Raw genomic sequence first — 15,366 nt, 5'->3', positions numbered from 1 at the left:
TCATTCTACGGGGAGGAAGGCCAGAGCTTTGGGCGAGAAACCCAAAAGGGGGGAGGCCACCCGCTGGGGCGGGGAGGGGAAGAGGTCCCAGACCTGGAGGGTGTTGCCCGCAACCAGGTACAGGTAGGCGTCCACCCCCACCAGGCCGGCGGAGAAGGTGCGGAAGGCCTCCTGAAGCCCTGAGTCCCTGGGCTCCAGGACCTGGAAGCCTTGGCCCAAGACCGCAAGCCCCGCTACGGGGTCCAGGGCTAGCCGGGCCGGGCGGGGGAAGTCTCCCAGGACCCTGCGCCCCGTGAGGGACTCCCCCTGGAGGGCGTAGATCCGGGTTTCCGAGAGCGTGGCCCCCAGGCCCAGAAGCCTTCCCCGGCTCCCGTCCGCCTTTAGGTCAAAGGGGCCCTGGGCCAGGGGCGGGTCCAGGAACCTTTCCAACCCGGGGGTGCCCCTGGGGTCCTGGGCCGGGCGGAAGCCCAGGGCGCCCGGGGTCATGTAGGCCAAGAGGTCCAGGGTCCCCCGGGGGAGGAGGGCGAGGCGGAGGGGGGCCTCGAGGCCGGTGAGGTCGGCCTCCTCTAGGCTCCCCAGGTCGGGCGGAAGGAGGAAGGCCTTTTCCGCTCCCGGGCAGTGGACGAGGAGCCGGTTCTGCCCCAGGCGCAGGTAGCCTCCGGTGCAGTCGGGGAGGTAGGCGCTGGCCAGGAGGGTTTGGGGAACGGCGCTTTCCGTGAAGCCCGCGGCGTCGTAGGCCTCGAGGCGGTCCCCGAAGAGGAGGTAAAGCCGCTCCTCCCTTCCCAGGTAGGCCAGGTCCTGGAGGCCGGGCGTGGCCCAGGTGGCCACGGGGCTGGCCAGCCCCCGCTGGAGGTCGGAGGCCCTATAGAAGCGCACCTCGCCTTCGCCTCCCGCCGCCAGGAGGGCGGGAAGGGGGGGCTCCTGGCTCCCCGTGCAGGCGGCCAAGGCTAGGGGAAAGAGGAAAAGCCACTTCCTCACGGCAGACCTCCCAGCCTCACGCCCTCCTCGGAGAGGAGGACCCCTGCCGCCTGGCCCCCGTAGAGGAAGGCCAGGCCAAAGCCTCCCCCCCTGGCGTCCACCGTGACCCGCATGGCCCAGCAGCAGCGGTCCAGGACCAGGAGGAAGCGGGGCTTCAGGGGCTCCCCGGGCAGGTTCTGGGTGAGGAGGGCGGAGAGGTGGAGCTTGGTGTTCTCCCGCCCCAGGAAGGTGAGGGTGGGGCCGAAGTTGCGCAAAGAGAGGCTATACCCCTCGGGCCGGTCGGGGCGGCGGGCATAGGTGAGGCTCCCCGAGAAGGAAAGCCCCGGGATGGCGTTCTCCCCGTTCTCGTCCGGGGGGGTGGGCCGCCAAAGCTCCGCTCCCCCGCTAAAGGTGGCGTCCCTGAGGTAGACCTCGGGGTCCCCCACCTCGGGCAGGTGGAGGTTGGCCGCGAGGCGGAAGCCCACCTCGGGGAGGGCCTGGGTGAGGGCGAGGCGGAGGTTGGTCCCACGGAAGCCCTCCTGGTAGCGGCCCGAGAGGGCGAGGTCCCACAGGGGCCCTGGGGGGAGGCCAAAGCGGAGCCCCGCCTGGTAGGCCAGGGCCTGGGGGTCAAGGCCCACCTGGAGGGCCAGGCTGGTGGGGCCCAGGATGGCCTGGCCCAGGAGGCCTAGGGTGTCCCGCGTCCAGTCCCTTCGGGCCTGGAAGGTGTAGGCGTTGACCCCTTCCCGGAGGGAGAAGGTGAGGCCCGTGTCCAGGGGGCCTTCCCCGTTCAGGCCGTGGCGGTGGGTGAGGTTCAGGCTCCCCCCGGGCAGGGCGTAGGCCGCCTGGAGGAGGAGGGGGTCAAAGAGGGCCCTCACGTGGTCGTAGCGGAGGCCCGCCCTTAAGGAGAAGGGGAAGGGGGTGAGGGCGGCCTCGGCCCGGGTCTCCAGGGGGCCCTCCCCCTCGAGGCCCTGCTGGTGGGCGACCCGCACGGCGTAAGCCCCCTCCTGCAGCCGGGCCTCCCCTTCCAAGGGGAGGTACCTCCCCGCCTCCAGGTCCCGCCCGCCCCTCAGGCCCAGGAAGAGGGGCCTTTGCCCGTAGCCCAGGCCGAGGAGGGCCTGGTGGGTCCGCCGGCTCGGTAAGGCGTCAAAGCGGAAGGGGGTTTCCCCCTCCTGGACGCTCCTCCTGTAGGCCAGCTCCAGGCTAAGATCCCCGAGGGCCTGCCGGAAGGTGGCGGTGGTGGTCCAGTCCACCTGCCGCTCGTACTCCCCGCCCGGGTTTTGCGTGGTGTAGTAGAAGCCCCGGAAGCGGTTTTCCGCCTGCAAGCTGGCCCCGGGCCAGGGGGTGAGGGCGAGGGTTTCAGCGTGGCTGACGAGGGCCCTCCAGGCCTCCCCGTAGGGCCCCAGGGCGCGGGCGGAGCGGTTTAGGGGGTTGGTCTCCGCCAGGTACCGCCCCAGGACCAGCCCCCCCTGGAGGGTGAAGGGGCCCTCCCGGAGGGTGGGGCTTTGGGCCTCCACCTCGGGGAGGCGCTGGAGGGTGCGGGGCGGGGGGGTGCTGGGGTCGTGGTCCAGGAAGCCCTCGGCCCTCAGGGCGAAGCGCCAGTCGGAGGGCCTGGGGATGCCGGGGAGGAGGGCCTCTAGGCGGAAGCGGGAGAGCCTCTCCCGGGTATCGTCCCGCTCCAGGAGGGCGCTTAGGGAGAACTCCTGCCTCCTCAAGCTGTACTCCCCCCGGTACTGGAAGGTGTCCGGGGGGGTGTGGAGGAAGAAGTAGCGTTCCTTGGCCTCCCCTACCCCGAAGTGGTCGAAGCCAAAGCCGTAGCCCCTCCCCTGGTAGTAGTGGAGGAGGGTGTAGCCCAGGCCGAACTCGGCTACGTATGGAAGGGCCGCCTTCAGGTAGAAGCCCAAAGCGTCCTGGCCCACTTCCAGCCTAGGCCGCCTCTCGGAGAGGAAGAGGAGGAGGATGGGGAGCTCCAGGATGGGCCTTTCCTGGACCAGGAGGACCACGCCCCGGGCCACCACCCGGTCCCCGGGGTAGAGGACGATCTCCCGGGCGCGGAAGGCGTAGTCCGGCACCTCCTGGCCGCAAGGGGCGCAGGGGGTGGCGTACCCCTCCTGGAGGAGGATGGCCCCCGCCGCCCTTTGGCAGAGGGGCCCGGTGAGGAGGAGCCCCTCGGCCTCGAGGCGCACCTCCATGGCGTCGAAGCTCTCGTCCTTTAGGTCCACCTGGAGCTCCTCCGCCTCGATGAGGCGGCCCTCCTTATCCTTGTAGCGTACCTTCCCCGAGAGGAGGAGGAGCCTCCTTTCCCGGAAGTAGACCACCCGTTCCGCCTCTAGGGCCTCCCCCTCCCGCTCCAGGCGCACGGGGCTTCCCACGAGCACATAGACCTCCTCCCCACCCTCCTCCCGGATCTCCAGCCTTTCCGCCTCCAGGACCCTTAGGGTCTGGCCCAGGGCGTAGGGGAGGAGGAAGAGGAAGAGGAGGAGGCCCCACCTCACCGCCGCCCTCCCAGAAAGAGGAGGAGGCCCAAAAGCCCGTAGAGGAGGTTGGGCCCCCAGGCGGCGAGGAAGGGATCCAGGGCGTTCTGCTCGCCCATGATCCGCCCCACGCTCCAGGTGGCGTAGTAGAAGAAGGTGAGGACGGCCACCCCCACGAGGCCCAGGCTCCGGCTCCCCCCGAGGAGGTAGAAGGCCAGGCCCGCGGCGAAGAGGGCGAAGGCCAGGGTGGAGGCGGGCTCGGCGAAGCGGCGGTGGTAGGTGGTGGCCTCGAGGCCCGCCCTCACCCCCAGGGCCCTGAGCCTTTCCACCTCCCGCCTCAGCTCCCCCAGGGTCATGCGGTTGGCCGGGTTCTGCCAAGGCTCAAAGGTGAGTTCCTGGAGGACGATCTCCCCCCTCTGGAAGCGGGTGAGGGTCCGGGGGCGGTCCCCCTCGTAGGTGACCCTCAGGCCCTCCTCCACCTGGAGCACCCCTCCTTGGAACCTTCCCCTCTCCGCCAGGAGCACCTCCTCCCGGGAGAGGACCCTGAGCCTGCCAATCCTGTCCCCTGCCACCTCCCCCACGTGGACCACCCGCCCCCTAGCGTCCTGGAAGGTGGCCCCCGGGGAGAGGAGGGCCCGGGGCTGTTCTAGCACCTGCCGCCTCAGGAGGTCCTGCCCGGCAGCCAGGGACCTCGGTACCAGGCTCTCCCCCAGGAGGAAGCCCCCTAGGGCGATGCCCCCCCCGAGGAGCAAGAAGGGAAGGAGGACCCGCTCCCGCCGCACCCCCAGGGCCAGGAGGGCCTTCAGCTCCGAGTCCTCCGCCATGCGGGAGAGGAGGAACAGGAGGGCGAAGAGGTAGGCCACGGGGGCCCCCCGGGCCAAGGCCTCGGGGGTGCGGTAGAGGAGGTAGCGGAGGAGGGTGTAGGGGTCAGCCCCTTTGGCCACCAGGGGGGCCAGGACCTCGTAGACCGCCCCTGCCAGGAAGAGGAGGACGATGACGGCAAGCCCCCCGAGGAAGAGGAGGAGGGCTTCGCGGAGCAGGTAGCGGTCTAGGGTCTTCACCTGAGCCTCCAGGCGAGGCAGAGGGCCAAGAGGCCGTAGAGGGCGTTGGGCAGGTAGGCCCAGAGGGGACTCACGTCGTACTGGGCGAGCTGGGCGGCGAAGGTCCAGAGGACGTAGTAGCCGAAGATGAGGAGGACCACCCCCAAAAAGGCCCAGGCGGCCTCCCTAAGGGAAAGGCCCAGGGCGGCGGCCACAAAGCCCAAAAAAAACCCTCCCAGGGCATCGGCCAGGCGGCGGTGGAGGGCAAAGCGGGCCCCCGCCTCTACTTGGGCCCGCTCCCGGAGCTCCCCCAGGGTGCTGGAGTCGTAGGGGTCCCGGGAGCCCAGGCTCTCTTTGGGGCGGAAGAAGGCGGGGAAGGGGAGGGTGCCCTGGAAGGGCTTAGGCCCCCCCTCCTCTAGGACGTGGCCCAAAAACTGCCACCCCTCCCGGTCCCAGACCCCCTCTTGGGCGCTGAAGACCCTTCCCTCCTCGTCCACCACCCGGAGGCCAAAGAGGCGGTTCTGCCCGATCTCGGGGCGCACCTCCTCGGCGTAGTAGACCCCAAGCCCCTCCAGGGCGTAGACCTGCCGCCTCAGGACCCCGCTGGGCCCTCCTTCCCCGTAGAGCAGACGGCCCAGGGCCTGGTCGTAGGCCTCGAGGGCCCTTGGTCTCACCTCCGCCAGGTTGTAGAGGTTCACCAGGGCCACGGCGAGGGAGAGGAGGAGAAGGGGCCTGAGGAAGGCCCAAGGGGGCACCCCGGCGGCGTAGGCCGCCTTGAGCTCCGAGTGGCGGATGAGGCGGGATAGCCCCACCAGGATGGCGAAGACCAGGCCCAGGGGCAGGGCCAGGCTCAGGGTCCAGGGGAGGCGGTAGAGGACGAGAAGGGCGATCTCCTCCACCCCCGCCCCCCGGCTCAGGAGGACCCCGGAGAGGCTGGAGAGGAGGTCAAAGGTGAGGAGGGCGACGAAGAGGAGGACCCCCACCAGGTAGGGGAGGAGGACCTCCCTGAGCACGTACCGCCCTAGCACGGGGGCAGTATACGGGCGAGGGATGAGAAAAGGCTTTTATACCACCCCACGCTGGCCTAAGCCAGCGTGGGGACCCCGGTGATACCACCCCATGCTGGCGCAAGCCAGCATGGGGGCCCCGGCGGAAGGTTCCCAGGAGGCTTTTGAGCTGGTGGAGCGAAGGAATCTGGAAGAAGGGTATTAGGGGTGGGCGATCACGTGGATCACGGGGAGGCCAAAGCGCTCCGCTTGGGTGTGCACGTCAAGCCTGAGCCAGCGGGAAAGCCCCGGGACAGGGTGGCGAGGACGATGGCCCGGTAGGCCCCGGGTTGGGCTAGGAGCTCCTCCTCTATGGCGAGAAGCGGGGAGATGTCCCCCGCCTTGGCCTCGGCGATGGGAAGGCCCTGGGCCTCGAGGGCCTTCTTGGCTGCCTCGGCTTCCTCCTCCGCCCTCCTCCGCACCTCGTTCTCCTCGTAGACCCACCCGGGCGGAGGCACGGCGGGCACCAGGAGGACAAAGCGGGCCTCGCGGTCCTTCTCCAAGACCTCCCTCAGCTTGGCCGCCAGCTCGGGGCTCTTGGCCGTGCGGTGGGCCACCACCAGGTACTGGGCCATGGAGCACCTCCTTGTCCGCTTCCCTCAGCATGGCAGGCCTGTCCCCTTTGCGAAGGAGAGAGGGCACATTTGCCCCTACCGGCCTATTTGTAAAAGTTTTATTTTGCTTTCCCCACCCCCCAAGATCGCCCTTTGGGGCGGGATTTCCTGCATACCACTTTACATACTGGCAACCCGTGGTATAGTAAAGGGGTCAGAGGAAAAAAGGCCGCCTGCGGGCGGCGGACTTTGTTTTAGGGCGCCAGGGCCACCTTGGTGGCCCGCCGCTCGTGGAAGAGGCGGTACCCTTCCGCCGCCTCCTCCAGGGGCAGGCGGTGGCTGAAGACGAAGCTTCCCCTCAGGCGGCCCACCCGCTGGAGGGAAAGCACCTCCCCAATGTAGCGGGGGATGTTGGTCAAGGCGCTTCGCAGGGTGATGCCCCGGCTGAAGGCGGGAAACCAGGGGTAGTCCAGCTTCTCCGCCGTGGGCACCCCTAGGCTGGAGACCACCCCACCCGGGGCCGCTAGCTTGAAGGCGGTCTTCAGGGCCTCCCCCTCCCCGCCCACCGCCTCCACCACCAGCTCCGCCCCCAGGCCCTCGGTGGCCTGGCGGATCCGCCCGATGGGGTCCTCGGCCTTGGGGTTGATGGGCACGCTTCCCAGGCCCTTGGCCTTTTCCAGGCGGGCCTCCTCCGGGTCTATGGCGAAGACGGGGCCCGCCCCCAGGGCGTGGGCCACCATCTGGGCGAGAAGCCCCACGGGGCCCGAGCCCACCACGGCCACGCTCATCCCCGGCGTGAGGAAGGGTCTAACCCCCCCGTAGGCGGTGGTGAGGATGTCCCCGGCCAAGATGGCCTCCTCGGCGGGGAGGTCCCCTATAGGGAAGAGGCCTTGGCGGGCGAAGGGGACCCGCACCCGCTCCGCCTGGGACCCCTGGAGGTTGCCCAGGGCCAGGCCGAAGCCGTAGACCTCGCCCCTGAGGCAGGCGAAGTACTGCTCCTTGCGGCAGGCGGGGCAGTCCCCGCAGGCCACCTGGAAGCTCCCCACCACCCGCTCCCCCAGGGCGAAGGGGACCAGGGGGTCCTTCTCCACAATGCGTCCCACGAACTCGTGGCCCAGGATGGTGCCAGGGAGGACCCCGGCGATCTTGCCGTGGTAGATGTGGAGGTCGGAGCCGCAGATGGCGGCGAGTTCCACCTGAATGATGGCGTCGGTGTCCGCCTCCAGGCGGGGCTCAGGCACCTCCTCCACGGCCACCTGGAAGGGGCCGTGGTAGAACACCGCCTTCACGCCACATCCCGGGCCACCTTGACGAGCTCCTGGGCCGCCTGGGCGTAGGGGGCCAGGGCGGCGATGGTGCCCCTCTTGAGCTCCAAAAGCCCCCGCATCAGGGCGGTGAGGGGTTCTAGCCGGCCCTCCAGGACTTCCTGCCAGGTGGCGAGGTCGGCCTCAATGACGAAGTCGGCCTCGGCCTCCCCCTCCACCACCCTCACCCCCCGGCAGGCCCCGTGCCAGAGGTCCAGGACCACGGCCGCCCCCTGGGGGAACCCCGCCCCCGGGTCCTTGCGCACCGCCAGGGCCAAGGAGCCCTCCCAGGTGCTGGCCGCCTTCTTGTAGGCCTCGCTCGCGTTCAGATTCTGGCAGTACGCCTTTGCCCACGCCTCCCCGAAAAGCTCCATGGCTTCCTCCTTTGCGCCGAGTATAAACCCTTTTGGGTAAGCTTGGGCCGTGGTCTACCTCTTGGACCTCTCCGGGGTCTACTGCGAGCCCGTGGAGCCCCACCTCCTCCGCCTCCTCTCGGAGCAGAGCGGGGAGCCCCTCTTCTACCTCTCCCAGGCCTTCTACGGGCTCCTTCCCCGCCTGAAGGAGGAGGGGCCAGGGGCCCTCGAGGCCCTCTTCCCCGGGGCCTCCCGCCTCTACCCAAAGGCCTTCCGGAGGCGGCTCCTGACCTTCCCCGAGCCCTTCTACCTGGTGGCGGACCTGCCGCCTCCCGAGGGCATTGGGGCCTTCTACCACCCCGAGAAGCTTTCCGCCATCCGGATGGCCCTCCTGGCTCTGGGCCTCTCCCCGGAGGAGGCCACTTACCTGGACGACAACCCCCTTTGGGTGGCCAGGGCCCAGGGGCTTGGGGTGAGGGCGGAGCTCTTCAGGCCCTAGGGCTCCTCTGGCCAGGGGTGCTTGGGGTAGCGGCGCATGAGCTCCTTGCGCACCTCGGGGTAGCGCTTTTCCCAAAAACTCCTCAGGTCCTGGGTGACCTGGACCGGCCGTCCGGCGGGGGAGAGGAGTTCCACCACCACGGGAATGCGGCCCTCCAGGACCTTCGGGGTCTCCTTGAGGCCGAAGGCCTCCTGCACCCGGAGGGAGAGGAGGGGCGGGGCATCTTCCCGGTAGCGGAGGCGCTTCCTCCTCCCACCGGGGAGGGGGACGCTCTCCGGGGCCAGCCTCTCCAGAAGGGCCCGCCCCTCCCCCAGGAGGCCCAGGAGGATCTCCTTCCAAGGGAGGGCCTTCAGGTCCTCCTGGCGGCGCACCCCCTTCGTCCAGGTTAAAAGCCAGGAGAGGTTCTCCAGGAGGGCCTCCTCGGAGAGATCGGGCACCCCCACCCCCTGGGACCTCAGGAAGCGGAGGCGGAGGAGCACCTGCCTGGCCTCCTCGGGGAGGGGGAGGCCCTCCTTCAGGGCCTCCTTGAGGTGGGCCTCCGTGGGGGGGCCGGGGTCCACGGGAAGGCGTTCCAGGACCAGGGCTCCCAGGCGCCTTTCCAGGTAGCCCTTAAGCCTCCCCTCCTCCCATCCGGTCCACAGGGCCACCTCCGCTCGCTCCAGAAGGTCCTCCCGGGAGAGGGGAGCGTAGAGCTGGACCCGGCCCTCCCTTTCCAAGAGGTCCGCCCCCACGGCCACCAGGTAAGGGGGGCCCTCCTCCAGGCGCAGGGCGGGACCGGTGGCCAGGCGGTACCGCCCGGGGGCCAGGCGCTCCGCGGCCCGGTCGGGGTAGGCGGCGAGGAGGAGCCTCCCCACGGCCTCGGGGTGGGGAAGGGTCCTAAGGGGGTCCACGCCGAACCGCCCCCGCCAGAGGGCGCTCGTCCTCTCCACCTGGGCCAGGCCCCTTGGGCTTCCCCGGCGGGCCTCGAGGAGCGCCTCCAGATGGGCCATGAGGTCCTTCTCCCCCTCCGGGAGGCCCTCCTCCAGGAGGGCCATGAGGTCGGCGGCTAGGGGGAGGAGGCCCGCCTCCTCCGCCTCCAGGGCCAGCCGGGCCAGGCGGGGGTGGGTGGGGAGGGTGAGCATCCGCCTCCCCAAAGGGGTCAGGGCCTCCTCCTCCACCGCCCCCAGGAGGCGGAGGAGGCTCCAGGCGGCCTCCAGGGCTCCCTTGGGGGGCTTGGTGGGAAGGGGAAGCCCCTCCAGCCTCTCCCCGAAGGCCAGGGCCAGGAGGAGGGCCCGGGAGAGGTCCGCTTCCAGGATTTCCGGCCGCTTGGGGGGGAAGGGGCCCTTGGGGTAGAGGCGATAGACCCGCCCCGGCCCGGTGCGCCCCGCCCGGCCCGCCCTTTGGCGGGCGGAGTCCTCGGGGATCTGGACGAGGGCCAGGCGGGTGAGGCCGGTCCTGGGGTCAAAGCGGGGCTTCTTGGCCAGGCCCGTGTCCACCACCGCCCGCACCTGGGGCAGGGTGAGGCTGGTCTCGGCCACGTCCGTGGCCAGGACGATCTTCCTGGGGCCCGGCTTGAGGAGGGCGGCCTGCTCCCTAAGGGGAAGCCCCCCGTGGAGGGGGAAGGTGGGGAGGTCCTCTAGAAGCCTCCGGGTGCGCTCAATCTCCGCCTTGCCGGGGAGGAAGACCAGGACGTCCCCCTCCCCCTCCAGGAAGGCCTTCCGGGCGTAGCGGGCGGCCAGGGGCTCCAGGGGGCCCTGGGGAGGGCGGTCCAGGTGGAAGACCTCCACCGGGTAGCCCTCCCCCTCGAGGGCCAGGACCTCCCCTCCCAGGGCCCTCTCCAGGTCCCCGTCGGGGGTGGCGGTGAGGAGGGCGAGCTTGAGGTCGGGGCGGAGGGCCTCTTGCACCTTGAGGAGGAGGGCCAGGGCCAGGTCCCCCTCCAGGTGGCGCTCATGGGCCTCGTCCAGGAGGACGGCGGAGACCCCCTCTAGGGTGGGGTCTTCCAGGAGGAGGCGGAGGAGAAGCCCCTCCGTCATGACCAGGAGGCGGGTCTCCCGGCCCTCCCGCCCCTCCAGGCGCACCCGGTAGCCCACGGTCCTCCCCAAGGGCTCCCCCAGGTTCTCCGCCAGCCTTGCCGCCACCGCCCGGGCCGCCACCCGCCTGGGCTGGAAGAGGAGGATCTTCCCAGGCAGAGCGGGGAGGAGCTTTAGGGGAAAGAGGGTGCTCTTCCCCGCCCCGGGGTAGGCCTTGAGGAGGAGGCGGCCCCCCTTCTTGAGGAGGGCCACCGCCTCTCCCATCCAGTCCATCAGACGTCGATCTGGGCGTAGCGGGCGTGCTCCTCAATGAACTCCCGCCTGGGGGCCACCTCCTGGCCCATGAGCTTTTCGAAGAGCTCGCTGGCCTCGAGGGCGTCCTGGAGCTCCACCCTTTTCAAGACCCGCCTCTCGGGGTTCATGGTGGTCTCCCAGAGCTGCTCGGGGTTCATCTCCCCCAGGCCCTTGAAGCGCTGGACCTCGTAGCCCTTGCCCTCAAGCTCCTTGAGCCTTGCTGAAAGCTCCTCGTCGGAGTAGAGGTACTCCACCCGCTTCCCCACCTGGAGGCGGTAGAGGGGGGGCTGGGCGATGTAGACGAAGCCCTTTTCGATGAGGGGGCGCATGTAGCGGTAGAAGAAGGTGAGGAGGAGGGTGCGGATGTGGCTCCCGTCCACGTCGGCGTCGGTCATGATGATGATCTTGTGGTAGCGGAGGCCCTCGAGGTCAAAGTGGGCCTCCCCGTCGCCCCCGATCCCCGCCCCGATGGCGGCCACCATGGCCCGCACCTCGGCGTTCTTCAGGGCCTTGGAGAGGCCCGCCTTCTCCACGTTGAGGATCTTGCCCCTCAGGGGCAGGATGGCCTGGAAGCGGCGGTCCCGGCCCTGCTTGGCGCTTCCCCCCGCCGAGTCCCCCTCCACGATGAAAAGCTCCGCCTCCTCGGGGTTTTCCGTCTGGCAGTCGGCGAGCTTCCCGGGGAGGTCGTCGGACTCCAGGGGGTTCTGGCGGCGCACCAGCTCCCTGGCCTTCCTCGCTGCCTCCCGGGCCTGGGCCGCCCTTAGGGCCTTCTCGTAAATGGTCTTGGCGATGCGGGGGTTCTCCTCCAGGATCTCCAGGAGCCTCTCGTAGACCACCTGGCCCACCGCCGTCCCCGCCTCGGGGTTTAGGAGCTTCCCCTTGGTCTGCCCCTCAAACTGGGGCTTGGGAAGCTTCACCGAGATCACCGCGTAAAGGCCCTCCAGGAGGTCATCCCCCGTGGGCTGGGGCCCCTTTTCCTTGTTGAGGCCCGCCTTCTTGGCGTACTGGTTCAGGGCCCGGCTGTAGGCGGACTTGAAGGCGGTGAGGTGGGTCCCCCCGTCCCGGGTGGGGATCATGTTGGCGTAGCTGAGGATCTCGGCGTTGTAGCTCTTGGTGTGGATGAGGCCCACCTCCACCTCCACCTCCCCCTCCTGGCCGCGGAGGAAAAAGGGCTTCTCGTAAAGGAGCTCCTCCCCCTCCGCCAGGGCCTTGGCGAAGGAGGCCACCCCTCCCTTGTCCTGGAAGACCTCCTCCTTGCCGTGGATGAGGTCCCGGAAGACGAGCCTAAGCCCCGCCACCAGGAAGCCCACCTCCTTGAGGCGGGCGCGGAGCTTGCTGGGGTCAAAGGCCAGGTTCCCGAAGATCAAGGGGTCGGGCTTGAAGGTGACCCGGGTGCCCGTCTTCCCCTTGGGGGCGGGGCCCACCTCCTTGAGGGGCTCGGTCACCTCCCCTCGGCTGAAGGCGATCCGGTAGTGCTTTCCCTCCCGGAAGACCTCCACCACCGTCCACTCCGAGAGGGCGTTCACCACGCTGGCCCCCACCCCGTGGAGGCCCCCGGAGACCTTGTAGGCCCCGCTCTCAAACTTGCCCCCGGAGTGCAGGGTGGTGTAGATGACCTCCACCGCGGGCTTCCCCTCCTCGGGCATCAGGTCTACGGGGATGCCCCGGCCGTTGTCCTCCACGGTGAGGGAGCCGTCCGGGTTTAAGGTGGCGACGATCTCCTTGGCGTAGCCCGCCAGGGCCTCGTCCACGGCGTTGTCTAGGATCTCCTTGAAGAGGTGGTGGTACCCCTCCATCCCCGTGCCGCCGATGTACATGGCGGGGCGGTGGCGCACCCCTTCTAACCCCTTGAGCACCTTGATGGCGGACGCGTCGTAGCTCACCCTTTCAGTGTACCACATCCCGACCTCGGGGATTTTCCCCATAGGAAAGGGGCGAAGCCCCCTTCCACCTATGGGCCTATACTGGTCTTTTTCCCAAAATGCGGGCTCCCTGGGCCTTATGATGAGGCCATGCCGTTCCCGAACGCAACCCTGACCGGGCTGATCCTCCAGGCTCACGCTCTCCTGGGGGTTCTTCTCCTCCTTTTAGTGCCCCTCCTGGCCCTCTATGGGCTTTTGGGCTTCTTCCGTCCCCTCTCTTCCCGTTTCTACGCCTTCCTCAGGGGGGCGGCCTGGGTGGCCATCCTTCAGGTGGTCCTGGGCTTCCTTCTCTTCTTCCAGGGCCTCCGCCCCCAGGACGGGATGCACCTCCTCTACGGCCTGCTCCTGGCGGTGGGGCTCCACTACCTGGGGGGGCTTCAGCCCGGGGCCTGGTTCCACCGCGGCCTCAAGGACCCTCCCAAGCGCCCCGAGGTCTTCGTGGCCATCGGCCTCCTCTTTGCGGTGGGGCTCGTGCTTAGGGTCTACTTCACGGGCCGGTGAACGAGCTCCTGGGGCACCGGGAACCTCTCCAGCATGGCCCGGGTGAGGTGGGGGACCACCTCCCGGTAGAGCCCCCGGTAATGGGCCTGGGCCTCCGGGCCGTTCAGGTAGGCGAGCAGCCCCGGAATGTCCACCCTCACCCCCTCCTTGGGCAGGAGGTGGAACTCCTCCCGCCAGGGGTGGGCCCGCCCGTCCCAGGCGGCCACCACCCGGTAGTGGCGGGTGTGGGCCACCACCAGGCGGGGGAGGGCGTAGAAGGGCTTGAGATGGCCCACCGCCGCCTTGGGGAAGTAGAGGCCGGAGTGGGGGGTTTCGTAGTCGATCTCCCCCGGCTTGAGGTTCCTTCCCGTGAGAACGGGCACAAGGCCTGGGCCCGGGGCCCTTTGGGTCAGGGGGTGGGCCCTGACCTCGGGGCTCCGGGCGGCGAAGTGGATATGAAAAAGCGCCCCTAGGGCCACGCCCTCCCGCTCCCGCCTCAGGGCCTCCGGGTCGGGGAAGCGCACCATCTCCCCTCCCCAGAAGGGTTCTTCCCAGAGCACCTCCCCCGAAAACCCCTCCCGAAGTCTAAGCCCCCTCCCCCCCTTGCGGAAGCGGACCACGCTGGCCCGCACCTTGTGGCCAGGGAAGACCTTTCCCAGGTAGTGGACTTCGGTCTCCCCCTCCTGGGCCAGGAAGGCCCGGAGAAGGGCGAACTCGGAAAGGACCACCCAGCCCGCCGGGACCACGTAGAGGAGAAGCCCTCCCGGCTTCAGGAGGCGCACCCCCTTTTCCAAAAAGGCCCCGTAGAGGTTGTACCGCCCCCGCCAGGTGGCGAAGCGCTGGCGGTAGGCGGCGCGCCTCGCAGCAGAAATCCTGGCCCCAGCCCCTAGGGCCCCGTAAGGGGGGTTCCCCAGGATCAGGTCAAACCCTTCCTCTGGCTCCCAGAGGAGGAAGTCCGCCAGGACCCCCTCGGCCCAAGGGGGGAGGTCCAGGGCCTTCCCGTCCACCTCCACCCCGTAGAAGCGGTAGCCCGTCCCGTGGGCCTCGCGGAAGGCCCGGAGGAAGGGCCCGTGGGCGCAGGCGGGCTCCAGCACCCTCCCCCCCTTGGGAGCCTCGGCCAAGGAGACCATGAAGCGCACCACCTCAGGGGGGGTTTCCACCCGGCCCAGGCTCTTGGGGGTGGCGTCGGGAAGCAAGAGGGTGGGAAGGGGCATCAGCGGATTATACCGAGCCTCCGCCCCACCTTTTGGTAGGCCTCGAGGGCCCTGTCCAGCATCGCCTTCGTGTGGGCGGCGGTGACGATGTTGCGGATCCGGGCCTTCCCCCGGGGCACGGTGGGGAAGCCGATGCCCACGGCGAAGACCCCTTCTTCTAGGAGGAGGCGGCTCGCCTCAAAGGCCAAAGGCGCCTCCCCGAAGAGCACCGGGGTGATGGGGGTCTCGCTCCCCAGGGTGTCGTAGCCCAGGCGGGCGAGCTCCTTCTTGAAGTAGCGGGTGTTCTCCCAAAGCCTTCCGATCCTCTCCGGCTCCTTCCCTATGAGCTCCAGGGCTCCAAGGAGGGCCCCCACCACCGCCGGGGGGTGGGTGGTGGAGAAGAGGAGGGGCCTGGCCTTGTTGAGGAGGAGCTCCTTGAGCTCCATGGCCCCCGCCGCATACCCCCCGATCCCCGCCCAGGCCTTGGAGAGGGTGGCCACCTGGATCACGTCCGGGTCCTTTTGGAAGCCAAAGTGGTGCACCGTGCCCTCCCCCCTCTCCCCCAGGACCCCGCTCCCGTGGGCGTCGTCCACGTAGACCACCGCTCCGTACCTCTTGGCCAGGGGGACGATCCGGTCCAAGGGGGCGATGTCCCCGTCCATGGAGAAGACCCCATCGGTGACGATGAGCTTGAGGCCTTCCGTGTCGTGGGCCTTCAGGAGCTCCTCCAGGTGGCCCACGTCGGCGTGGCGGTACACGAGCCGGGTGGCCTTGGTGAGGCGGAGGCCGTCGATGATGCTGGCGTGGTTCAGCTCGTCGGAGAGGACTAGGTCCCCCTCCTTGAGGAGGGCCCCCAGGACCCCCTGGTTGGCGGTGAAGCCCGAAGGGAAGACGAGGGCGGTCTCCGTGCCCTTGAAGCGGGCGAGGGCCTCCTCCAGCTCCAGGTGGTAGGGGAAGGTGCCGGCGATGGTGCGCACCGCCCCGCTTCCCGCCCCCCACCTTTCCAGGTACTGGTGGGCCTTTTCCTTGAGGTAGGGGTGGTTGGCGAAGCCCAGGTAGTTGTTGGAGGCCAGGTTGACCACCTCTCGCCCCTCCACCCGGGTGAGGGGCTCCTGGGGGGCCTCGAGGACCTTGGGTTGGATGTAGAGCCCCTCGGCCTTGAGCCTGGCGATCTCCTCCGCGATCCGCGCCTTCAGGTTCACGCCCACGCCCCTATCTAACGCCCAAGCTCCCGCTTTGTCTAG

Annotated in this window: 12 protein-coding genes and 1 pseudogene; 2 read left to right on the top strand and 11 right to left on the bottom strand. The window is 69.5% G+C overall.

Annotated features, from left to right (window positions below; all coding sequences use genetic code 11):
- From ATI37_RS06065 to ATI37_RS06035, 7 genes and pseudogenes are all read right to left on the bottom strand, one after another.
- Positions 1 to 978 (bottom strand): hypothetical protein, encoded by a 978-nt coding sequence (locus tag ATI37_RS06065; RefSeq protein ID WP_117237577.1) that lies wholly within the window; start codon positions 976 to 978, stop codon positions 1 to 3.
- Complete coding sequence (locus tag ATI37_RS06060) at positions 975 to 3,449, bottom strand: LPS-assembly protein LptD (RefSeq protein ID WP_117237576.1); 2,475 nt, start codon at positions 3,447 to 3,449, stop codon at positions 975 to 977. Before ATI37_RS06060 ends, ATI37_RS06065 begins: the two co-directional genes overlap by 4 nt.
- A complete protein-coding gene (locus ATI37_RS06055) occupies positions 3,446 to 4,489 on the bottom strand; it encodes an LptF/LptG family permease (protein ID WP_117237575.1) in 1,044 nt (347 codons plus the stop codon). Before ATI37_RS06055 ends, ATI37_RS06060 begins: the two co-directional genes overlap by 4 nt.
- The gene (locus ATI37_RS06050; protein ID WP_117237574.1) at positions 4,486 to 5,496 is read right to left on the bottom strand and encodes an LptF/LptG family permease; all 1,011 of its coding nucleotides are present in this window, start codon (positions 5,494 to 5,496) and stop codon (positions 4,486 to 4,488) included. The genes ATI37_RS06055 and ATI37_RS06050 overlap by 4 nt, the downstream gene beginning before the upstream one ends.
- Before the next feature lie 180 nt (positions 5,497 to 5,676).
- A pseudogene (locus ATI37_RS06045) lies at positions 5,677 to 6,089 on the bottom strand (hypothetical protein).
- A 233-nt stretch (positions 6,090 to 6,322) separates the two neighbouring features.
- A complete protein-coding gene (locus tag ATI37_RS06040) occupies positions 6,323 to 7,357 on the bottom strand; it encodes an alcohol dehydrogenase family protein (RefSeq protein ID WP_117237573.1) in 1,035 nt (344 codons plus the stop codon).
- A complete protein-coding gene (locus ATI37_RS06035; RefSeq protein ID WP_117237572.1) occupies positions 7,354 to 7,746 on the bottom strand; it encodes an SCP2 sterol-binding domain-containing protein in 393 nt (130 codons plus the stop codon). Before ATI37_RS06035 ends, ATI37_RS06040 begins: the two co-directional genes overlap by 4 nt.
- Positions 7,747 to 7,795: 49 nt before the next feature.
- Between ATI37_RS06035 and ATI37_RS06030 the strand changes: the two genes are divergently transcribed.
- Positions 7,796 to 8,224: a hypothetical protein gene (locus ATI37_RS06030; protein ID WP_117237571.1), complete on the top strand. Its 429-nt coding sequence runs from the start codon at positions 7,796 to 7,798 to the stop codon at positions 8,222 to 8,224.
- Here ATI37_RS06030 and hrpB read toward each other — a convergent pair.
- Positions 8,221 to 10,506 (bottom strand): ATP-dependent helicase HrpB, encoded by a 2,286-nt coding sequence (gene hrpB / locus ATI37_RS06025; RefSeq protein ID WP_117237570.1) that lies wholly within the window; start codon positions 10,504 to 10,506, stop codon positions 8,221 to 8,223. The two genes, ATI37_RS06030 and hrpB, sit on opposite strands and share 4 nt — an antisense overlap.
- On the bottom strand, positions 10,506 to 12,410 hold the full coding sequence (locus tag ATI37_RS06020; protein WP_117238534.1) for a DNA topoisomerase subunit B: 1,905 nt from the start codon (positions 12,408 to 12,410) through the stop codon (positions 10,506 to 10,508). The genes hrpB and ATI37_RS06020 overlap by 1 nt, the downstream gene beginning before the upstream one ends.
- 129 nt (positions 12,411 to 12,539) lie before the next feature.
- Here ATI37_RS06020 and ATI37_RS06015 point away from each other — a divergent pair, with 129 nt between their 5' ends.
- Entirely contained in the window at positions 12,540 to 12,950 is a 411-nt protein-coding gene (locus tag ATI37_RS06015; protein WP_232822453.1) for a hypothetical protein, read from the top strand.
- Here the strand turns inward: ATI37_RS06015 and ATI37_RS06010 are convergent.
- Positions 12,932 to 14,143, bottom strand: coding sequence for an Eco57I restriction-modification methylase domain-containing protein (locus ATI37_RS06010; RefSeq protein ID WP_117237569.1), 1,212 nt, complete (start codon positions 14,141 to 14,143; stop codon positions 12,932 to 12,934). The genes ATI37_RS06015 and ATI37_RS06010 overlap by 19 nt on opposite strands.
- The gene (locus tag ATI37_RS06005) at positions 14,143 to 15,324 is read right to left on the bottom strand and encodes a glycine C-acetyltransferase (protein WP_408646651.1); all 1,182 of its coding nucleotides are present in this window, start codon (positions 15,322 to 15,324) and stop codon (positions 14,143 to 14,145) included. The genes ATI37_RS06010 and ATI37_RS06005 overlap by 1 nt, the downstream gene beginning before the upstream one ends.
- Between the last annotated feature and the right edge of the window lie 42 nt (positions 15,325 to 15,366).

Source organism: Thermus sediminis (assembly GCF_003426945.1).
Classification (GTDB): Bacteria; Deinococcota; Deinococci; order Deinococcales; family Thermaceae; genus Thermus; species Thermus sediminis.
Note: the sequence above shows the minus strand (reverse complement) of the source record. Positions and strands in the feature narration are given on the sequence as shown.